Origin of the sequence: Dactylosporangium siamense (genome assembly GCF_016862795.1) — a bacterium.
Classification (GTDB): domain Bacteria; phylum Actinomycetota; class Actinomycetes; order Mycobacteriales; family Micromonosporaceae; genus Dactylosporangium; species Dactylosporangium siamense.
This window is the reverse complement of sequence record NZ_BONQ01000085.1, coordinates 18,038-38,505: the sequence shown is the minus strand read 5'-3', so window position 1 is coordinate 38,505 and position 20,468 is coordinate 18,038. Positions and strand designations below refer to the sequence as shown.

The 20,468-nt window shown below is 71.0% G+C and carries 19 protein-coding genes and 1 pseudogene; 9 read left to right on the top strand and 11 right to left on the bottom strand.

Annotated features, from left to right (window positions below):
* On the bottom strand, nt 1-1,017 hold a 1,017-nt coding region (locus Dsi01nite_RS29055), incomplete at its 3' end, for a HAMP domain-containing protein (protein WP_203849466.1).
* 82 nt (nt 1,018-1,099) lie between these two features.
* Between Dsi01nite_RS29055 and Dsi01nite_RS29050 the strand changes: the two genes are divergently transcribed.
* Complete coding sequence (locus tag Dsi01nite_RS29050) at nt 1,100-3,070, top strand: SpoIIE family protein phosphatase (RefSeq protein ID WP_203849474.1); 1,971 nt, start codon at nt 1,100-1,102, stop codon at nt 3,068-3,070.
* Nucleotides 3,071-3,156: 86 nt separating this feature from the next.
* Here the strand turns inward: Dsi01nite_RS29050 and Dsi01nite_RS57570 are convergent.
* Nucleotides 3,157-3,354: pseudogene (locus Dsi01nite_RS57570) on the bottom strand (helix-turn-helix domain-containing protein); the annotation flags it as partial.
* Between the two features lie 56 nt (nt 3,355-3,410).
* On the opposite strand from Dsi01nite_RS57570, the gene Dsi01nite_RS29045 reads away from it, so the two are divergent.
* Nucleotides 3,411-4,841 (top strand): GAF domain-containing sensor histidine kinase, encoded by a 1,431-nt coding sequence (locus Dsi01nite_RS29045; RefSeq protein ID WP_203849465.1) that lies wholly within the window; start codon nt 3,411-3,413, stop codon nt 4,839-4,841.
* Between the two features lie 321 nt (nt 4,842-5,162).
* On the opposite strand, the gene Dsi01nite_RS29040 is transcribed toward Dsi01nite_RS29045, so the two are convergent.
* The 8 genes from Dsi01nite_RS29040 to Dsi01nite_RS29005 form a co-directional block, all read right to left on the bottom strand.
* The gene (locus Dsi01nite_RS29040; protein WP_203849464.1) at nt 5,163-5,633 is read right to left on the bottom strand and encodes a PH domain-containing protein; all 471 of its coding nucleotides are present in this window, start codon (nt 5,631-5,633) and stop codon (nt 5,163-5,165) included.
* A 14-nt stretch (nt 5,634-5,647) separates the two neighbouring features.
* Nucleotides 5,648-6,208, bottom strand: a complete 561-nt coding sequence (locus Dsi01nite_RS29035) for a hypothetical protein (protein ID WP_239136256.1) — start codon at nt 6,206-6,208, stop codon at nt 5,648-5,650.
* Nucleotides 6,209-6,367: 159 nt separating this feature from the next.
* Nucleotides 6,368-7,582 carry an ABC transporter permease gene (locus Dsi01nite_RS29030; protein ID WP_203849463.1) on the bottom strand — a complete coding sequence of 405 codons (1,215 nt, stop codon included), beginning with the start codon at nt 7,580-7,582 and terminating at the stop codon, nt 6,368-6,370.
* Nucleotides 7,579-8,265, bottom strand: a complete 687-nt coding sequence (locus Dsi01nite_RS29025; protein WP_239136255.1) for an ABC transporter ATP-binding protein — start codon at nt 8,263-8,265, stop codon at nt 7,579-7,581. The genes Dsi01nite_RS29030 and Dsi01nite_RS29025 overlap by 4 nt, the downstream gene beginning before the upstream one ends.
* 14 nt (nt 8,266-8,279) lie before the next feature.
* Nucleotides 8,280-9,434, bottom strand: coding sequence for an efflux RND transporter periplasmic adaptor subunit (locus Dsi01nite_RS29020; RefSeq protein WP_239136254.1), 1,155 nt, complete (start codon nt 9,432-9,434; stop codon nt 8,280-8,282).
* Between the two features lie 81 nt (nt 9,435-9,515).
* Nucleotides 9,516-11,126: a sensor histidine kinase gene (locus Dsi01nite_RS29015; protein ID WP_203849460.1), complete on the bottom strand. Its 1,611-nt coding sequence runs from the start codon at nt 11,124-11,126 to the stop codon at nt 9,516-9,518.
* Nucleotides 11,116-11,844 carry a response regulator transcription factor gene (locus Dsi01nite_RS29010; RefSeq protein WP_203849459.1) on the bottom strand — a complete coding sequence of 243 codons (729 nt, stop codon included), beginning with the start codon at nt 11,842-11,844 and terminating at the stop codon, nt 11,116-11,118. Before Dsi01nite_RS29010 ends, Dsi01nite_RS29015 begins: the two co-directional genes overlap by 11 nt.
* An 11-nt stretch (nt 11,845-11,855) precedes the next feature.
* A complete protein-coding gene (locus tag Dsi01nite_RS29005; RefSeq protein ID WP_203849458.1) occupies nt 11,856-12,950 on the bottom strand; it encodes an efflux RND transporter periplasmic adaptor subunit in 1,095 nt (364 codons plus the stop codon).
* A gap of 133 nt (nt 12,951-13,083) precedes the next feature.
* Here Dsi01nite_RS29005 and Dsi01nite_RS29000 point away from each other — a divergent pair, with 133 nt between their 5' ends.
* From Dsi01nite_RS29000 to Dsi01nite_RS28980, 5 genes are all read left to right on the top strand, one after another.
* Nucleotides 13,084-13,668: a hypothetical protein gene (locus Dsi01nite_RS29000; protein ID WP_203849457.1), complete on the top strand. Its 585-nt coding sequence runs from the start codon at nt 13,084-13,086 to the stop codon at nt 13,666-13,668.
* A 205-nt stretch (nt 13,669-13,873) separates the two neighbouring features.
* Nucleotides 13,874-14,371 carry a hypothetical protein gene (locus tag Dsi01nite_RS28995; RefSeq protein ID WP_203849456.1) on the top strand — a complete coding sequence of 166 codons (498 nt, stop codon included), beginning with the start codon at nt 13,874-13,876 and terminating at the stop codon, nt 14,369-14,371.
* A gap of 161 nt (nt 14,372-14,532) precedes the next feature.
* A complete protein-coding gene (locus Dsi01nite_RS28990) occupies nt 14,533-15,216 on the top strand; it encodes a response regulator transcription factor (protein ID WP_275423423.1) in 684 nt (227 codons plus the stop codon).
* Nucleotides 15,209-16,552, top strand: coding sequence for a sensor histidine kinase (locus Dsi01nite_RS28985; RefSeq protein ID WP_203849455.1), 1,344 nt, complete (start codon nt 15,209-15,211; stop codon nt 16,550-16,552). Before Dsi01nite_RS28990 ends, Dsi01nite_RS28985 begins: the two co-directional genes overlap by 8 nt.
* A gap of 60 nt (nt 16,553-16,612) precedes the next feature.
* The gene (locus Dsi01nite_RS28980) at nt 16,613-17,086 is read left to right on the top strand and encodes a hypothetical protein (RefSeq protein WP_203849454.1); all 474 of its coding nucleotides are present in this window, start codon (nt 16,613-16,615) and stop codon (nt 17,084-17,086) included.
* Between the two features lie 38 nt (nt 17,087-17,124).
* Here the strand turns inward: Dsi01nite_RS28980 and ddaH are convergent, their stop codons facing one another.
* Nucleotides 17,125-17,979 (bottom strand): dimethylargininase, encoded by an 855-nt coding sequence (ddaH, locus tag Dsi01nite_RS28975; RefSeq protein WP_345005617.1) that lies wholly within the window; start codon nt 17,977-17,979, stop codon nt 17,125-17,127.
* 68 nt (nt 17,980-18,047) lie between these two features.
* Here ddaH and Dsi01nite_RS28970 point away from each other — a divergent pair, with 68 nt between their 5' ends.
* Together Dsi01nite_RS28970 and Dsi01nite_RS28965 are read left to right on the top strand one after the other, a co-directional pair.
* Nucleotides 18,048-18,536, top strand: coding sequence for an Lrp/AsnC family transcriptional regulator (locus tag Dsi01nite_RS28970; RefSeq protein ID WP_203849453.1), 489 nt, complete (start codon nt 18,048-18,050; stop codon nt 18,534-18,536).
* Between the two features lie 5 nt (nt 18,537-18,541).
* A complete protein-coding gene (locus Dsi01nite_RS28965) occupies nt 18,542-20,449 on the top strand; it encodes a beta-propeller domain-containing protein (protein ID WP_203849452.1) in 1,908 nt (635 codons plus the stop codon).
* Nucleotides 20,450-20,468: the final 19 nt, after the last annotated feature.

Sequence of the window (20,468 nt, the reverse complement as noted above, 5' to 3'; positions counted from 1 at the left end):
CGAGAGCTGGTCGACCATCGTGTTGACGGTGTCCTTGAGCTCCAGGATCTCGCCCTGCGCGACAACGGTGATCTTCTGCGACAGGTCACCCCGCGCGACGGCGGTCGCGACCTGCGCGATGTTGCGGACCTGGCCGGTGAGGCTGGACGCCATCGAGTTGACGTTGTCGGTGAGGTCCTTCCAGGTGCCGGCCACGCCCGGCACGTCGGCCTGGCCGCCGAGCTTGCCCTCGGTGCCGACCTCGCGGGCCACGCGGGTCACCTGCTCGGCGAAGATCCGCAGCGTGTCGACGAGGGAGTTGATGGTCTCGGCGAGCTCGGCGACCTCGCCCTTGGCCGTCACCGTGATCTTCTGCGACAGGTCGCCACGGGCCAGCGCCGTCGCCGCGGTCGAGATCGACCGGACCTGGCCGGTCAGGTTGGCGGCCATCGAGTTGACCGAGTCGGTCAGGTCCCGCCAGGTGCCGGCGACGCCGGTCACCTGGGCCTGGCCACCCAGCTTGCCCTCCGTACCCACCTCACGGGCCACCCGCGTGACCTCATCGGCGAAGCTTGAGAGCTGGTCCACCATCGTGTTGACCGTGCGGCCGATGGTGAGGAACTCGCCCCGCAGCGGGCGGCCGTCGATCTCCAGCGCCAACTGCTGCGTCAGGTCCCCCTCGGCGACCGCCACGATCACGCGGGCGATCTCCGTCGTGGGCCGGCCCAGGTCATCGATGAGGGAGTTGACCGCGTGGATGCGGTCCAGCCACGCCCCCTCGAAGCCCTCCTCGTCGAGACGCTCGGTCATGCGGCCCTCACGGCCGACGACGCGACTGATCCGCAGCAGGTCACGGGTGTGCCGCAGCTTCAGCTCGGCGAGCCGGTTGAAGCGCTCGACCACCTCTCCCGGCAGCCCGTCGCGGCGGCTCAGGCGGTGCTTCAGATCACCTGCCGCCAACCGGTCCAGCCCGTCGGAGAGCTCCTCGAGCAGCAGCGTCTCGGGACTCTTCTGGGTGACTTCTTCGACTGTGGTCATGGCGTCTCCACCGGTCTCGGGGGCAGGCGGTGTCCACCCATCGTCGTCTCCAGGTTGGATTGTTACCACCGTTCGGTAGAGACTGCGAGGTGTGAACGCCCCGACCGTCCGGAGGATCCGACTCCCGGCCGACCATAGCTCTCCTGGTCTGGCGCGCGAAGCGATCCGGACGATCGTGCACGAACGGGACCTGGACGGGATTCTCGACGAGGCGTTGCTCCTGGTGACGGAGCTGACGACCAACAGCGTCGTGCACGCCCGCACCGAGGTCGATGTGGAGATCACCGCCGCGGACGGCTCGCTCACCGTCACGGTCCTCGACTTCCTGCCAGGCACCGTCGTGCCCAACATCCCCGTGCCCGGCGCCACGACCGCGGACCTCGACGAGCGCGGCCGCGGGCTGCTGCTCGTCGACCAGCTGGCATCGTCGTGGGGCACCCTGCACTTCAGCGGGGGCAAGGGCGTCTGGTTCCGCCTCGACAAGGCGGGCACCGCGAGCATCGCGGCACCGCCCAGCTTCGAGATCCCCGTCGCGCCCGCGCCCGAAGCCCTCAGCGCGCTGGGCTGGTCGGGCACCGGCACCTCGCTGACCGAGGTCGCGGAGGAGCTGCTGCACCGCCTCGTCGGCGTGATCGGCGCGGCCGGCGCCGCGCTGACCCTGGACGAGGGCGACGGCCCGCACACGATCGCCGCGGTCGGCCGGCTCACCGGCTCCGTCGACAGCGGACGGCGGGTGCCGCTGCGGATCACCAAGCCGTGGCGGGGCGAGCTGCTCATCGCCGGGGGCGGCGGCAACCCGTATGCGCGACCCCTCACGTCGCTCGCCGCCGACCGGCTGATGCTGCTGGTCGAGAACCACCGGCTGCGCCGGGCCGACTCCGAGCGGCGCACCTGGCTCACGTTTCTCGCCGACGCCAGCGAACTGCTCGCCCAGTCCCTCGACGTCGAGCTGACGCTGGCGCTCATCCCCCGGCTGGTGGTGCCCCGCCTCGGCACCTGGTGCGCGATCCACGCCGCCGACGCCGGCGGGGAGCTTCGGCTGGCCGCGGCCGCGCACGCCGACGAGGCGATGCTCACCGAGCTGCTCGACGCGCTCGGGCAGGCGGCGCCGCAGCTGAAGGAGGCGATGAGCACCGACGCCGTCGTCCCGCTCGGCCCGCCGCTGGAGGGTTACGTGGTCGCCCTCATCGCCCGTGGCCAGCACCTCGGGACGCTGACCGTCGGCGGCGGCCGGGACACCTGGCAGCGCAGCGAGGAGGTCGCCGTCGTCGAGGACGTGGCCCGGCGCGCCGCGCTCGCGATCGACAACGCCAACATCCACGCGGAGCGGCGCAGCATCGCCCATGCCCTGCAGCGCTCGCTGCTGCCACCGCAGCTGCCGAAGGCCGACGGCGTCGAGTTCGGCGCCGAATACGTGCCGACCGGCGAAGGGGTCGACGTCGGCGGCGACTTCTACGACGTGGTGCCGCTGTCCGGCCGGCGCTGGCTGGTCGTCGTCGGCGACGTGTCCGGCAAGGGCGTTCAGGCGGCGACGGTCACCGGTCTGGTACGGGACGTCACCCGCGTCCTGGTCCGCGACGGCCGGCCCCTGCCCGAGACCCTGAAGCGGATCAACGAGACCCTCCTGGAGCGGGGTGCCGGCCGCTTCTGCACGCTGTGCCTCGCGGAGGTCATGCGCCGACCCGACGGCACCCTGGACGTGGCGCTGCACCTGGCCGGCCACGACCAGCCCGTGCTGCTGCGCGCCGACGGCCGCACCGAGCTGGCGGGCCAGTGCGGCACCGCGCTCGGCCTGCTCGACACGATCAACACCCCGCGCACGCAGATCACGCTGCACCCGGGCGACACGCTGATCTTCTACACCGACGGCGTCACCGAGCGCCGCCGCGGCCCGGAGCTGTTCGGCGTCGACCGGCTGCGCGAGGAGGCCAGCCTGCTGGCGGGCTTCCCGGCCGACGTCGTGGTGGCCCGCCTGCGCGCGACGACGCTGAACTTCTCCCCCGAGTCCCCCCGCGACGACATCGCGATCTTCGCCGTCCGCAACGACGCCTGACTGCCGAGCACAGCACCAGCCTGACAGCCGTGTCCGCGCACTGCCTCATGACACTGGTGCGCCGCACCGGAAGTCAGACCATCGAGGCGCTCGGCCAGGAACCGGCGACGCCACTTGCCCACAGTGGACAGATGCACACCCGAAGCCGCTGCCACATCGGTGTTCGAGGCACCCTCGGCACACGCCAGGCGATGTGGAAGGGCGGGCAGAGGAGGGACGATTGTGGAGTGCGTTCGCGGGCACGGCTTAGCGACCAGGGTTTGGCATTGTGACTGGTTTCGCATGCAGAGGCGCCGTTCGGACAGGTGTCACATCGGCGCTTGCCCTGCTGGCAGCTGCGGTGACGTTCCCGATCGTCGCCACCGCGGTCATTTACGATCCGTATGTCACCCTTCCGGTTGCCATCGTGCTCGGCCTTGTCGGCATCGCGGCGATCACATATCGGGCCGGCGCCGCGTTCGGTATCCCGGTGGCACTCGCGAGCTTCCTGGCCTTCGACTGGTACTACGTGAAGCCAACACATCCCGTCGGGCCCCCGAGCGTCCACGACTTGGCGGAGGCTGGGCTGTACCTCGTGATGGCGACCGCCATCGGCACAGTCGTCACCGTTGCTCAGCAACGTGAAGTGGCCTCCGAGAAACGGCGCGGCGCCCTCGCCGGCGAGCAGATGGCGCTGCGTCGGGTGGCGACGCTCGTCGCGCGAAACGCCACGCCCGGCGATGTCTTCGCAGCCGTGGCCGCCGCAGTCGGCGGAGTCTTCGACGCCGACATCGCGGTCGTCGCGCACTACGAGACGGACGCCAGCGTGACCCTGCTCGCCACCTGGGAGCGCAATCCGGGCAAACTGCAGGTGCCAATCAACTATTCGCTCGGCGGACACGACATCTCGACGATCGTGTTCCAGACGCAACGCCCGGCGAGGATGGCCGACTACAGCCAGGCTGACAGCTCGATCGGGGTCGCCGTGCGCCAGGCAGACATTCGCTCAGCCCTGGGCGCCCCGATCATTGTCGACCAACGGGTGTGGGGCATCGCGATCGCCGGTTCGAGGCATCCCGCCGCATTTCCAGCCGACGTCGAGCACCGGATCGGCGAATTCACCGAACTGCTGGCAACCAGCATCGCCAACACCGAGAGCCGGGCCGAGTTGGCCGCATCCCGCGCACGCATCATCGCCGCCGCCGACGAAACCCGGCGGCGGCTGGAACGCGATCTCCACGATGGGGCGCAGCAACGGCTCATCTCGCTGGCCCTCGCCATGGCGAACGCCGAATCGGAGACTCCGGCGGAACTGCCCAAGCTGAAGGCCGACCTCTTGGGGATGCGCAATGCCCTGAAGGGACTGGCCGATGATCTTCGTGAGCTCTCGCGAGGCATTCATCCGGCGATCCTGTCCGAGGGCGGCCTCGAGCCCGCACTCAAGGGGCTTTTCCGCCGTTCCGTGGTACCCGTCGAGGGTGACATCCGCATCGACGACCGCCTGCCCAAGACCGTCGAGGTGGCCGCCTACTACGTCGTGTCGGAGGCGCTCGCCAACGTGGCCAAACACGCCAGGGCCTCGGTGGTGACCGTACGTGTCAGGCGTTCGGCCGACACGCTCGCGATGGAGATCCGCGACGATGGTGTCGGGGGCGCCGATCCCGGCGGAGGCACGGGCCTGGTCGGTCTCGAGGACCGGGTTAAGTCTCTCAGCGGCGGTATCGACGTCAGGAGCCCGCCTGGCTGCGGCACCGAACTGTCCGTGACGCTTCCCCTGAACTGCGAACAGTGACAGCTCAAGCGCCCTTCGGATCGACCGGTAGCGCTTTACCGACGGCCGGCGGGCCGTTGCTGCCTGTGCCGCGCCGGCCGGGGCGCCCGTCGGTTGTGGAGCAGGCGGCAGTTGATCGACAGCGATCCGGTGGAAGGTGCCGGCCCGGCCGCTGCTCATCGATCAGACCATCGAGGCGCTCGGCCAGGAACCGGTGCAGTGCACCACCCGGACGGCAGCTGGATCCCGGCGTCGAGGCATACCGACACCCACGCACAGTGGTACGACAAACCCGGCCACCGTTCATGGACACAGCACCAGTAGCTCGTCATCCGGAAAAGGCTAAAACCCGCGCAGGCGGAGCAGCTCCTCGTAGACGTCTGCCGGGTGGGCGTTGAGGTCGTAGCGGCTCAGCAGGAACAGGTGCTCGCCGGCGTCGATCTCGAGCAGCTCGCTGCGCATCCCGCCGCGGGAGCGGGCGTCGACCCGCATCCGCTCCACCTGGGCCCAGTCGATCCGCCGGCGCCCCGCGTAGCCGCTGACGACGGTGAGCCCGTCGAGGTCGGCGGCGAGCCGGACCGGCGCGATGACGTCGCGCAGCGCATAGACGACGAGAATCGCCGCGGCGACCAGCCCGGCGGCGAGCATCCGGCGGTCCGCGGCAGCGAACACCCCGGCCAGCAGGAGGCCGATCGCCGCAACGCCCTTCAGCACCGCGAACCCGGTCGACACACGCCAGCGCAGGCTGGTCGGCGCGGGCGTCAGGTCCGGGGCGGACGGCTCCGATGATGGGGTCCCGCTGCGGATGTCCATGCCACCAGCATGCGCTATTTCGTCTTCGTGATCGAGGTGGCGGTGACCGTGCCGTCGGCGTTCTGGCCCACGATCGTCACGCTGGATCCGGCGGTGAGGTCCTTGAGGGCGCCGGGCGCCGAGACGGTGGTCGTGCCGCTGGTCTTCACGATCAGTGTCTGGCCGTCGGCGGTCTCCACGTAGACGGTGGTGCCGTCGACGAGCTTGACGGTGCCGGTGATCCCGCCGCGGGTGCCCGTCTGACCGGTGCCGGTGCCGCCGCCGGTGCCCGTGTTGCCGCCCGGGAACTGCCCGCCGCGGCCGGCGAACTGGCTCGCGAGCGCGGCCGGGTTCGCGCCGCCGGGCGCTCCCGTGGCCGCCGGCGCGGTGCCGTAGCTCTTCTGCACCTGGGCGCCGCCGACGAAGCCCGCGACCAGCAGGGCCAGCCCGGCCAGGACATACGTGGCGCGGTTGGCCAGGCGGCGCGGTGCCGCCTTCGAGATGCGCTCGTTCAGGTCGTCGTCGAGCGGCTGGGCCAGCAGGTCGTCCGGCTCGTCGATGAGGACGATCTCCGGGTCCACCGGATCGAGCAGCACGGTGTCTGAATTGTCCCCCTCATCGAGAGACGCGGACGGCCGGCGAAAGGCGTGGCTCACAGGAATCTCCTCGTCGACTGCCGTGCGGGATGGACCGGGTTGCGGGACCCGCGGGGGGTCGGGCACCGCAACCCGGACCAGCCCGCACGAACAACGTGCCTACTCATAACGCAGCGCTTCGATCGGGCGCAGACCCGCCGCCCGGCTGGCCGGGTAGCTGCCGAAGAACAGCCCGATCGCGACCGAGAACCCCAGCGCCAGGAAGACCGAGCTGGGCACGATGACGGGCTGGATGCTGACGATGGTGAAGCGGCTGCCGATGACCGCGGCCGCCACCCCCAGCAACCCACCTATCAGGCTCAACACGGTCGCCTCGACCAGAAACTGGGTGAGGATCGTGCGCTTGGGCGCGCCGAGGGCCTTGCGGATGCCGATCTCGCGGGTCCGTTCGGTGACCGTGACCATCATGATGTTGGTGATGCCGATCCCGCCGACCAGCAGGCTGATCCCGGCGACCGCGCCGAGCAGCAGGGTGAAGGTCTCGGCGGTGTTCGCCCGGGTCTCCAGCAGCTGCGAGGCGTTTTGGATGCGGTACGCCGTCGTGCTCGAACCGGTGATGTTCAGCTTGGCGTTGAGGATCGCGGTGACCTCGTTCTGCGCCTCGGTGACGTCCCCGGGCGCGGTGGCCTCGATCAGGATCTGGTTCAGCGACCCGTACCCGGTCAGCGACTCCTGCACCGCGCTGACGGGCGCCATGGCGACGTCGTTGGGGTCGGTGAACCCGGTGCCGCCCTTGTCGGCGAGGACCCCGATGACGGTGAACAGCTTCCCGGCTACGTTGACCTGCTTGGACAGCGGGTCGACGGTGCCGAACAGTTCCTCCGCGACGGTCTTGCCGATGACCATGACCTTCCGCGAGTCGGTGACGTCCTCGTCGGTGAACAGCGAACCCTTGGCGAGCTTGAAGTTCGACGCCGCGACGTAGCCGGGATACGTGCCGACGAACTGCGCGATCGTGTGGTCGGTTCCCTCGTACGTCGCCGACTGCGAGCCGGTGACGACCGGAGAGGCGCTGCGCACGTGCGGCGCCTCGTCCTTGTCCGACAGTGCCGGGATCAGGGTCATGTTCAGCGCGGTGCTCGTGGTGGAAGCCGCACCGCGGGCGCCGCCGCCACCGCCGGCGGTCACCGTCAGGGTGTTGGTGCCCAGCGACTCGATCTGCTTCTGGACCGCCTGCGCCGAGCCGTTGCCGACCGCGACGAGGAGGATGACCGCGGCGACGCCGATGAGGATGCCCAGCACGGTGAGGCTGGAGCGCAGCTTGTTGGCGGTGATCGCGCGCAGCGCGAAGCGGATGGTCTCGAAGAGGTTCACTTCAGCCGCTCATCCTGGACGATGTGTCCGTCGACCAGCCGGATCAGTCGCTTCGCCCGCTCGGCGACGTCCGGCTCGTGGGTGATCAGCACGATCGTCCGGCCCGACGCGCTGAGCCGGTCGAAGACGGCGAGGACGTCGTTGGTGGACTGCGTGTCGAGGTTGCCGGTCGGCTCGTCGGCGAGGACCAGGGCCGGCGCGGTGACCAGCGCCCGGGCGACCGCGACCCGCTGCTGCTGGCCGCCGGAGAGCTGGTTGGGTTCGTGGCCGGCGCGGTCGGCGAGCCCGACCATGGACAGCGCCAGGTTGGCCCGGCGGCGGCGTTCGGCTCCCTTGACCCCGGCGTAGGCGAGCGGCAGTTCGACGTTGGCGAGCGCGCTGGTCCGGGCGATGAGGTTGAACGCCTGGAACACGAAGCCGATCCGCCGGTTGCGCACCAGCGCCAGCTGCCGGTCGTTGAGGCGGCTCACGTCGACGCCGTCGAGCAGGTACTTGCCGGTGGTCGGGATGTCGAGGCAGCCGAGGATGTTCATCAGGGTCGACTTGCCGGAGCCCGACGAGCCCATGATGGCCACGTAGTCGCCGCGCTCGACGGTCAGCGACACCCCGCGCAGGGCCTGGACCTCGGTCTCACCCTGCCCGTAGATCTTCTTGACCCTCTGGACGTCCAGAACCGGGTGCATGATCGGCGCTCCCATCAGTTGCCCGGGCGGGCGCCGCCGCCACCGGTGAAGCCGCCTCCGCCGCCGGGGAACTGACCGCCGCCGGGGAACTGGCCGGTGTTGGTGCCGGTCGTCGAGTTCGTCGTGGTCGTCGTGATCACGACCTGCTCGCCGGCCTTGAGCCCGGACTTGATCTCGACGAACGAGCCGCCGGTGATGCCGACCTCGACGGTGCGGGTCTCCACCTGGCCGTTGACCTGCACCTGGACGGTGCGCTGGCCGCCGGCCGTGCGCAGCGCGGTGGTCGGGATGCGGATCGCGTTCTGCGCCTCGGCGATCGTCACGACCGCCGTGGTGCTCTGCCCGAGCCGGACCCCTTCCGGCAGCGTCTCCAGACCGATGACCACCGCGTAGGAGTTGACGTTGTTGCTGGTCGTCGCGGTCGGCGAGATCGTGCTGACCTTGCCGGTGGCGCGGGTGCCGCTCAGCGCGCTCCAGCTGATCTCGGCGGCCTGCCCGGCCTTGAGCTTCGTCGCGTCCGCCTCGGCGAAGCTGGCGTTGATCTGCAGCTTCGTCAGGTCGGCGAGCTGGATGAAGCCCGACGACGAGGAGGAGCTGGCGGCGCCCGTGGCGCCGCCGCCGCTCGAGGAGCCGGACGAGCCGGACGAGGACGAGCCGACCGCGCCGTTCACGGCGGTGACCGTGCCGGCGATCGGGGCGGTCAGGACCGTGCCGTTGACCGTCGTCTGCGCCGAGGTGACGCTGGCCTGTGCGCTGGCGACCTGCGCCTCGGCGGAGGTGATCGTGGCGTCGTCGGCGCTGTTGTTCTCCGCCCGGGTGAGCGCCGCCTTCGCCGCGGTCAGGTTGGCCTTCGCGGTGTTCAGCGACGCCTGCGCGGCGGTCGCGTCGACCTTGGCCAGCACCTGACCCTTGGTGACCACGTCGCCGACCTTCACGCCGACCTCGGTGACGGTGCCCGACGTGGTGAAGTTGGCGTTGGCCGTCGCCGCGCTGGCCACGGAGCCCGACGCGGACACCGTCTGCGAGACCGTGCCCTGGGTGACCGCGACGGCCCGGGTGCGGGTGGTGGCCTGCGAGGCCTCGGCCGCGGCGGGACCGGAGACGATCTGGTAGGCCCAGAGCCCACCGCCGACCGCGGCGACCACGAGCGCGGCGTTGATCAGACTCACAGAGTTCAACTGTGGTCGGCGTAGAGACGGCAGCGACAAACGCATGAGGAGCATCGTGGTGGGCGCCGCTCGGAGCGACCCTCAGCTTCCCTCGGAGTTACCTCGGAATCCGGGTTCATCGGAATCGTCCTCAAAGTCGGGCTCGCTCAGCGCCGGCAGCAGCACCCGGAACCGCGCGCCCTCACCGGGGGCGGTCCACAGCTCGACCCGCCCGCCGTGCGCCTGCACGATCGCGGCCACGATGGCCAGGCCGAGCCCGGCGCCACCGTGCCGGCGCGAGCGGGAGCCCTCGGCGCGATACAGCCGCTCGAACACCCGCACGGCGTCACCGGGTTTCATGCCCGGCCCGGTGTCGCTGACCTCGATCGCGGCGAGCGGCACCCCGTCGGGCAGCGGCTCACCGATCACCGCGGTCGGCGGCGGCCCGGTGTCGGTGGCCCGGCCGACCCGCACGACCACCCGGGTGTCCTCCGGCGTGTGCTGTAGCGCGTTGCTGACCAGGTTCGCGACGACCTGCCGGATACGGGTCTCGTCGCCCTCGACGGTCACCGGCTCGAACGTCACCGACCGCTCGTCCAGCGCCGACAGCTGCACGAACCGCGTCGGCACCCGCACGTGGGCGTCGCGCACCGAGTCGGCGGCGACCGCGAGCAGGTCCACGGGCGACAGTTGCAGCGGTCGCTCCTCGTCCATCCGGGCCAGGGTCAGCAGGTCGTTGACGAGCAGCCGCATCCGGCTGACCTCGGCCTCGATGCATTCCATCGCCTCGTCCAGGGCCGGTCCGGGTGGTGCGCCGCCGCGCCGGTACAGCTCCGCGAAGCCCTGCACGGAGGTCAGCGGGGTGCGCAGCTCGTGCGCGGCGTCGGCGAGGAACTGCCGCAACCGCTGCTCCGACTCGGCGCTGTCATCGACGGCCTCCTCGATCCGGGTGAGCATCGTGTTGAGGGCGATGCCGAGACGCCCGGACTCGGTGTGCGGGTCGGCGTCCACGATCCGGCTCGACAGGTTGCCGCCGGCGATCTCGACCGCGGTGTCCTCCATGCGGGTCAGCGGGCTCAGCCCGACCCGGACCAACGTGGCCGTCGCCAGCCCGACGAACCCGAGCAGGATCAGGCTGACCAGCAGCGAGTACTGCAACATCTGGTCCCGGGTGTCCTGCACGTCACCCAGGGCCACCGCGTTGGCGCCGTAGCCGGCGTTGCCCCCGAAGTCGGTGGGGAACACGATGGCCCGCCAGTCGTCGCCGCTCGGCGTGGTGACGGTGAAGGGCGTCGGCTGGGCGGCTCTCTGCTTGAGGTCGCCGAACAGCGCGGGGTCGAGCGCGACCGGCTCGGGGTTCAACAGCTTGCCGGTGCCGTCGAAGCGGTAGATCTGATACAGCGGGCCGGGGAAGAACTCGCCGCGGTCGCGCGGGAACCCGTCCCGCCGCGTGCCCGCGCTCGCGCTCGGGCTGGCGCTCGGCCTGGGTCCGGAGGTCGCGAACGGATTGGGGTTCGGGGTCCGGTTCGGGTTGACGATGCCCGGTGGGCGGGCCGAGTGCACCAGCTGGTCGTCGATGCGCTGCATCAGATACCAGTTGAGCAGCGTGACGCCGATCGCGTTGGCGGCGATGAGCGCGACCCCGGCCAGGGTCACCACGGAGACGACGATCCGGGTCCGGACCGTCCATTGGCGCCAGGGCCTAGGTTTCACTTCTGGGCAGCCTCAGCGCGTAGCCGACGCCTCTGACGGTGTGGATCAGCGGCGGATCCCACTTGTCGACCTTGCGGCGCAGGTAGTAGACGTAGGACTCGACGATCCGGCCGTCGCCGCCGAAGTCGTAGTTCCACACCCGGTCCAGGATCTGCGCCTTGCTCACCACCCGGCCGGCGTTGGTCAGCAGATACCGCAACAGGTTGAACTCGGTCGGCGACAGGTCGACCCGGTGGCCGCCCCGGCGCACCTCGTGGGCGTCCTCGTCCATCTCCAGGTCCGCGTAGCGCAGCACCCCGCCGTCGACCAGCTGCTGCTGCTCGCCGAGGCTGCGCCGCAGGATCGCCCGGATCCGCAGCACGACCTCCTCGAGGCTGAACGGCTTGGCCACGTAGTCGTCGGCGCCCACGGTCAGCCCGGAGATGCGGTCCTCGACCGAGTCGCGGGCGGTCAGGAACAGCACCGGCACCGGCCGGCCGCTGGTCCGCAGCCGCTGCGCCACCTCGAAGCCGTCCAGGTCGGGCATCATCACGTCGAGCACGACCAGGTCCGGAGCGAACTCGGCGGCGGCGCTGAGCGCCTCCCGTCCGCCGCCGGCGACCTTGACGTCGAAGCCGGTGAGCCGCAGCGTGGCGGACAGCAAGGCACGGATGCTCGCCTCGTCGTCCACGACGAGGACCTTGGGCTGCGGCTGGCCTGCGTTCACCTGTGCGGTCATCGGCTCCATCGTCACCGACCTGCCGTCAGGATCTCGTCGCCTTCGGCAAGTCCACTCGTGATCTCGGTGTTGACGTCACCGCGCAGACCCGTCTCGACGGTGCGCTCCTCGTCCTTGCCGTTGACTCGCACCACGACCTTGCCGTCGTGAACGGCGGTGGAGGGCACCGACAGCACGTTGTCCGCGGATGCGGTGACCACTGCGACAGTAGCGCTCTGCCCGTACAGCAGCGTGTCGGGCACCTTGTCGAACGAGATCAGCGCCGCGTACCGCACCAGCCGGTTGGACACCGTGCCGGCCGGGTCGATCTGCATGACCTTGCCGTCGTACTTGGCGCTCGCGTTGTCCGGCAGCGAGATCTTCGCGACCTGGTCGAGCTTGAGGTGTGCCACCTCGGCCTCCGTGAACTGTGCCTTCACCACCACGTCACCGGTGCCGGCGAGCGTGATGACACTCGAACCGGCGTTGGATCCGACGGTGCCGTTGACGGCGAGCACCTTGCCGGCGACCGGCGCGGTGATCACGGTGCCGGCCAGCTTGGCGTTGGCCTGGACGAGGCTGAGCTTGGCGTTGTTGAGCCGCTGCTGCGCGGAGAGCAGGTTGTCGCTGGCGTTCTGGACGCTGCTGGCCCCGTTCCCGCCGCCTTGCGTGCCCGTCTGGCCGCCGGTCTGGCCGCCGGTCTGGCCGCCGGTCTGGGTGCCGGGCGCGCGGCTGGCGGTCGGCGTCGGGGACGCGGTCGCGTTGGCCTGGGCGGTCTCGGCGCGGTCCAGGGCGTCCTCGGCACTGTCGACGCTCTCCTGGGCGGAGTCCACCGACTCCTGCGCGGCCGTCGCGTCGATCCTGGCCAGCACCACACCGGCCGCGACCACGTCGCCGGGCTTCACGTTGAGCTCGGTCAGCGTGCCGCCGGCGGTGAAGCCGAGCGTCCGGCTCTGCTGCGCCTGCACCGTCCCCGACGCCGAGATCGTCGTCGAGACGGATCCCCTGGTCACCTTCGACGTGCTCGCTTTCGCCGGCGCGGCCGGGTCGCCATTCGTCAACATGACACCCACGACGACCGCGACCGCGAGAACGGCAGCCCCTCCGGCCAGCCACCAGACCTTCATGCCTGCAAGTTGACCGGTCCCGGCTCCCCGTCAGCTCGACCGGACCTCAAAGTTGGCTGGGAAGGCGTTATTACCGAATTTTGAGGTTCAGCCCACGGGGCGTCGAGGTTCGGGTCGTTGCATGGCGGTCGTGATGACTCAGCGGATCGGTGGCGCCGCGCTCGCGTTCGCCGCAGTGGCAATCTTCGCCACAGCCTGCGGATCTTCGGATCCTGGGGCACCGGCGACGGCCGCCTCCGGCGGCACCGACTACGCGTCGTGCCTGCGCAACAACGGCGTCGACCTGCCGCAGATGAACGCGTCGAACCGGCCCACGGGCCGCCCGGACGGCAACCCCTCGGGCCGCCCGACCGCGTTCCCGTCAGGGCAACCGCGCCCGTCGGGCAGCGGCTTCCCGGGCCGCGGCAACGGCAGCGGCTTCCCAGGAGGTGGCGGCGGCTTCTTCGGCACCGCGGCGCCCAACGGCGTCGACCAGCAGACCTGGGAGAAGGCGCAGAAGGCGTGCGAGTCGTTGCGCCCGACCGCGTTCCCCGGCGGCGGCAACGGAAATGGCAACGGTGGTGGTAACCGCGACGCCGCGTACCGCAACTGCCTCACCGAACACGGCGTCACCGTCAGCGGGCCGGTCGACCAGCTCGACACCGCCGACGCGAAGGTCGCCGCCGCCGTCACCGCCTGCGCCCCGCTCAAGCCGAGCCCCCGCCCGTCCGCGTCCTGACGGCTCGACCGGCCGGACGGCCTTGACCGGCTGGACCGGCTGGACCGGCCTGACCGGCTTTCCGGCGACGCACAGGGTGTGCGCCGATCTTGCGGGCGCGGTGGCGGCAAAAGGGACACCGTGGGAGTGTCCCGGCACTACGCCCGCAAGATCGGCGCATGAAAGCAGCAGAACCGCGTGTCGCTGAGCAAAAACCGTCGTTGGCTTGAGTATGGAGACGCTGGACACCTTCTCGTGCACCTTCCTGCCGGCCACGGCATTGGCGAAGCTGTCCGCCGCGACCATCCGCCGCCACGTCCAGGTGCTGCGCGGGTGCGCCGGTGACCGGGACACCGTGGCCGTCGTCGCCCGGTGCACGTCCCGCGCCGCCCGGCGCAGCGTGCTGATGCTGACCCGCAACCGGCTCGTGATCACCACCGAGTCGCCCGTGTTGCGCCGCGTCTCGCTGCACCTCAACGCCGACCTGCACCAGCTCGCCGACGTCACCTGGACCCCCGAGCCGGGGCGCACCGGCATCCAGCTCGGCGTGACGGCCATCGACGGCGTGCGCGAGAACCTGTGGGTACGCCTGCCGGACAAGACCGAGATGTGGCGCCTCGACGAGGCTCTCAAGCAGGCCTTCCGCACGCCGTGGGGACAGATCGCGGCGGCGTCCACCCCCACCGTGCCCAGGCTCGCGAGGGTCGCGCTCCGCTTCGCCTGACGAGAAGCCTGACGAGAAGCCCGACGAGGAACCGGTCCACCCCGCGCAGGCGCTGGCAACCGCAGCTGGGGTGGACCGATCGATGTTCTTGTATCCGACGGTCCGCACACCCAAACATCACCCGAACATCGCCCGGGATCGCGGCGCGGCAGAATGAGGCGGTGGATCAGGGCAGAGGGTTGGTGCTGGTCGTCGAGGACGAGCGGCCGATCGCCGACCTGCTGCGCATGTACCTGACCCGCGAGGGCTTCGGGGTGCACGTCGAGCACGACGGCACGGCCGGCCTCGCCGCCGCGCGGAAGTTGCGACCGGTCGCGTGCGTGCTGGACATCGCGCTGCCCGGGCTCGACGGCACGGAGATCTGCCGGCGGTTGCGTGAGTCGGGCGACTGGACGCCGGTGCTGTTCCTGACCGCGCGGGACGACGAGGTCGACCGGATCCTGGGGCTCGAACTGGGCGGCGACGACTACATCACCAAGCCGTTCAGCCCCCGCGAGCTGGTGTCGCGGGTCAAGGCGGTGCTGCGGCGCACGCAGGGCCCGCCGGAGGTGGACCAGGTCCGCACCGTCGGGCCGGTCACGCTCGATCCGGCCCGGCGGGAGTGCCGGGTGGACGGCGTGCCGGTGGCGCTGACCTCGACGGAGTTCTCGCTCCTGGCACACCTGATGAACCGGCCCGGCCGGGTCTTCACCCGGGAGGAGCTGCTCGGCTCCGTGTGGGGATACGCGGCGCACTCCGGCACCCGGACGGTCGACGTGCACGTGGCGCAGGTGCGCGGCAAGCTCGGCGACGCGGCCGCGGTGCTCCGGACGGTGCGCGGCGTCGGGTACACCGCCGATGCTTAGGTCCATCCTCGGCCGCAGCGCGCTGGTGACGTGCGCCGTCGCCGTCATCGCCGTCCTGGTGACCGCGCTCGTCGGTGCGCCGCTGGCGATCCAGGAGGCCAACAAGGCCGCCCGGGCGGGGCTCGCCGACGAGGCGAAACTGACCGTGGAGCTGCTGCGGCCGCGGTTCAACACGGCCAAGAGCGAAGACGAGCAGGTGATCCTCAAGCGGCTGCGGGCCCGCGGGATCGAGGTGTATCTGATCCGGGCCGGCCAGCCGGATCGGGGCGGCCTGCCGGACGGTGTGGTCAAGACGATCGCGGCCGGACGCCAGGTCCCGGTGCGCCGGGCACTGGTGGACGGCAAGGTCAAGCTGCTGGTGGGCCGGCCGATCGGCAACTCGGGCAACGGCGTGGTGCTGACCGAGGACCCGCCGAGCGGGACCCTGGCGCGACTCTGGGGGCAGCTGTGGATCGCGCTGCTGGCCGGGCTCGGTGCCGGGCTCCTGGCCGGCGTGCTGTTGGCGAGGCGGATCGCGCTTCCCATCCGTACCGTGGCGGCAGCGGCGAACCAGCTCAGCGCCGGAGACCGGTCGGTCACCCTCGATCCTCGCGGGCCGACCGAGGTCGCCGACCTGGCCCGGGCCGTCAACGCGCTGACCGCGGCCCTGGCCACGAGCGAAGGGCGGGAGCGGGACTTCCTGCTGTCGGTGTCGCACGAGCTGCGGACCCCGCTGACGACGATCCGCGGCTACGCGGAGGCGCTCGCGGACGGGGTGGTGGGCCCCGACGGGGCGCAGCGGGCCGGGCAGACGGTGCTCGGCGAGGCGGAGCGGCTCGACCGGCTGATCGCCGACCTGCTGGTGCTGGCCCGCCTCGAGGCGGCGGACCTGCCGGTCGAGGTGATCGATGTGGACCTGACGCAGTTGGTGGCGTCGACGGCCGAGGCGTGGGGCGGGCGGCTCGCGGCGGCTGGGTTGCTGCTGCGCACGGAGCTGCCGCCGATGCCGATCCCGGCGCGCACCGACCCCGGCCGGATCCGGCAGATCGTCGACGGGCTGCTGGAGAACGCGCTGCGGGTCGTGCCGTCGGGTGCCCCGGTGGTGCTGGCGCTGGTGTGGCAGCAGTCGTCGGCGTCGATCGAGATCCGGGACGGCGGGCCGGGGTTCACCGATGACGACCTGGCGGTCGCGTTCGAGCGGGGTGCCCTGTCCCGTCGCTACCAGGGGGCCCGCAAGGTCGGCAGCGGGCTGGGGCTGGCGCTCGCGGCGCGGCTGGCCCGGCGGCTCGGTGGCGGGATCGAGGCGGGGCACGCACCGGAGGGTGGGGCGAGGTTCACGGTCACGGTCCCCCTCTGAGTTTGGGCCGGGTGATCAGAGGTAGAGCACCCGTCAGCCCAGTTCCGAGGAGGTACCCCGATGCGACGCTCACGGATTGGTTTGCTGTTCTGTGCCGTGATCCTGGTGGTCATCGGCTCACTACCCGGGGTCGCCCTGGCGGATCCGACGCCGTCGGGCCAGACCAGCGAGCACGAGATGCTCGCCGGCGTGTTGCACGGTGAGGGCATCGTGCAGACGAAGAAGGGCCCGGTCCGGGTCGCGATGCAGCACGGCACCGCGACGGCGGCGACGGAGACGTCACTGACGGTCCGGTCGGCGGACGGCTACATGAAGACGTGGACCCTGGCGAAGAACGTCAAGGTGTTCGACAAGCGCCACAGTCTGCAGCCGGGCGCGCTGCAGGCGGGCACCGACGTGGTGGTGGGCGGCCCGATCACGGTCAACGGCGGCGCCGCGACCCCGGCGGCGACGCCCAGCACGACCTACACGGCGCAGATCGTGCTGGTCCAATCGGCCGCTACCATGCCGGCACCGGCCCCGTCCGGTTCCTGAAGCCGCAGCTCCACTGACTGAAGCCGCAGCTCCACCGCCTAGGGCCTCAGCCGCGCTGCTGAAGGCCGCAGCTCCGCGATGCAGCACTTCACACTGCCGCCGCCCTTTTTGAGCTCGGTCAACTCCACCGGGACCGGCACGTAGCCGGCCTGGCGGAGCTTGGCCGCGAGGGCGGTGGCTTCGCTGTTGAGGACCACGTGGCGGCCGTCCGAGACGAGGTTGAGCCCGAAGGACAGGGCATCTTCCTCGTCGGCGACGACCGCGTCCGGGAACAGCTGCGCCAGCACCGCCCGCGAGGCGGCGGAGAACGCGCCCGGGTAGTAGACGATCGTGCGGTCGTCGAGCGACGCCAGGGCCACGTCCAGGTGGTAGAAGCGCGGGTCGACCAGGCGCAGCGAGATCACCGGCCGGCCGAGCACCTCCTGCACCTCCGAGTGCGCGGCGACCTCGGTCCGGAACCCGTGCCCGGCGAGGATCACGCCGCCGCCGAGCGCGTCGGGCAGGTAGGCGAAGTCGCCCTCGCCCTCGTTGGTCTCCACCGGCGCCACGAAGTTCCAGGTGCCCTGCTGCTCGTAGAACCGCCGGTGCGCGGCCGCCTCGGCGATGCGCTGGGCGTACTTGAACCGCGCGCCGTAGACGACGCCGTCGACGGAGAACGCGCCGTTGGCCGCGTAGACCATGTCCGGCAGGCCGGCCTCCGGGGCCAGCACGTGCACCTGGTGACCGAGCCGCACGAGCGTTTCGCGCAGGCCCTCCCACTGCTTCACGGCGAGTTCGGTGTCGACCGGTGTGGAGACGTCCATCCACGGGTTGATCGCGTACTCCACCACGAAGTGTTCGGGTGGCGACATCAGGTAGGTGCGCTCTCGCGGCAGCCGCTCGACGTGGGTCACGAGATCAAACGGTAGATTTGCGGAGGCACACAAAACAGCGAGAACAGTTGCTTTCGAGGAGGGAATCGTTGCGCCTCGACCCGATCGACCAGCAGATCATTGCGTTGCTCCAGGAGGACGCCCGGTCGTCGTATGCCGACATCGGCTCCGTGGTGGCGCTGTCCGCGCCGGCGGTCAAGCGACGCGTCGACCGCCTTCGATCACAGGGAGTGATCCGCGGCTATACGGCGCTGATCGACCCCGACGCGTTGGGCTGGACGACCGAGGCGTTCGTCGAGCTCTTCTGCACCGGGCGCACCTCGCCGCAGCAGCTGCGGGCGGCCGCGAAACGGCATCCGGCGGTCGTCGGCGCCTACACGATCTCCGGTGAGGCCGACGCACTGGTCCATCTGCGGGCGGTGGACATGGCCGGACTGGAGGAGGCGCTGGAGAAGCTGCGCGCCGAGCCGTTCGTGACGTCGACCCGCAGCATGATCGTGTTGTCCCGACTGGTCGAGCGCCTCGCGCCCAAAGTCGTCACCGGGGCGGGAACCGGATCGACACCCGCCACGTCCTAGGCTGCATGAGACGCACGCTGGTCGCGTTGGGCGCCGTTTGCATGGCGCTTTCCGGGTGTACGGGTGGCAAGACGCCCTCCACGGGGTCCTCGTCGGCGCCGGCCGGTCCGGCTCCGGCTTTCAAGCTCGTCGCGTTCGACTCCTGCGAGCAGCTGCTGTCCTCGCTGCGCGGCGCCGCGGCGGAGGCCGTCGGACCGTGGGGCTTCGGCTACGGCGGCCGGCTGTTCGACGGCGGGATCGCCGACAGCACCGCGATGTCGCGCTCCGGGAGCGCCGGCAGCGGCAAGGCCGCAGCGCCGGCCGCCGGCCAGGACTACTCGGGCACCAACAACCACGAGGCCGGCGTCGACGAGCCGGACCTGGTGAAGACCGACGGCAAGCGGATCGTCACGCTCGCGCACGGGTCGCTGAAGGTGGTCGACGCCGCCAGCCGCACCGTGACGGGCTCGCTGACGCTCGCCTCCGCCGACGGCACCGGCAAGGGCCCCGTCAACGTCGGCGAGCTGCTGCTGGCCGGGGACCGGGCGCTGGTGCTCGGATCGGACTACCAGGCGTCGATCGACGGTGACACGGTCGGGGGTCCGGGCGTCTCCGGTGCCCAGGTGACGCTGGTCGACCTCGCCGGGGCGCCCAAGGTGATCGGCCGGTTCACGATCGAGGGCGCCCTGCTCGACGCCCGCCAGGTCGGTGGCACGGCCCGGGTCGTGGTGACCTCCCAGCCGCAGGTGAAGTTTCCGGACGTCTCTCGGCTCGGCACCGACGAGGCCCGGATCGCGGCCAACCGTGCGGCGGTCAACGCGGCGCCGGTCGAGGCGTGGCTGCCGCAGTGGACGGCGGTCGACGGCGCCGGCAAGCGCACCGAGGGCCGCGTCGACTGCGGCGCGGTGAGCCGGCCGGAAACGTACTCGGCCACCTCGGTGCTGACGGTCCTGACGTTCGACCTGGGCGGCGCGGCAATCGGCGGCGGCGATCCGGTCTCGGTCGTGGCCGACGGGAACACGGTCTACGCCAACGGGCCCGGCCTGTACATCGCCAACGACCAGCGCTGGCGGATCATGGCCGACGCCGTGCGCAAGAAGGTCGCCATGTCGCCGCGCCCGCCTCTGACGCAGATCTTCAAGTTCGACATCGCCGGCGCCGGCCGCCCCCGGTTCGTGGCGTCGGGTGAGGTGCCCGGCTGGCTGCTCAACCAGTACTCGATGTCGGAGTGGGACGGCCACCTGCGCATCGCGACGACCACCTCGCTGGAGAACACGACGTCTTCGGCGGTCTACGTGCTGCGGCTCAACGGCGGCCAGCTGACCCAGGCCGGGAAGGTCGACGGCCTCGGCAAGGGCGAGCGGATCTATTCGGTGCGGTTCATCGGCACCACCGGTTACGTGGTGACGTTCCGGCAGACCGACCCGCTCTACACGCTCGACCTGCGCGACCCCGCCGCGCCGAAGGTCGTCGGGGAGCTGAAGATCCCGGGCTACTCCGCGTATCTGCATCCGGCCGGCGACGGGCGGCTGCTGGGCCTGGGGCAGGACGCCAACGCGCAGGGCCGCGTGCAGGGCATGCAGGTGTCGCTGTTCGACGTGCGGGACCCGGCGCACCCGGCGCGGGTGGCGCAGCACCAGGAGAAGGGTGGTCACTCGGAGGCCGAGTACGACCCGCACGCGTTCCTGTACTGGGCTCCGCTCGGTCTGCTCGCGGTGCCCATGTGGGGCGAGGGCCAGCAGAGCATGAGCGTGGTGGTGCTGAAGGTGAGCGACACGGCGATCACCGAGGCGGGTGCGATCACCCACCCCGGTCGCTACGCGACGATTCGCCGCTCGCTGATCGTCGGCGGCACCCTGTGGACCCTGTCGCAGCAGGGGCTGAAGGCCACCGACGCGGCGACCCTGGCAGAACAGGCCTGGATCGCGCTTTAGATCGATTTTTCGGTTTCGT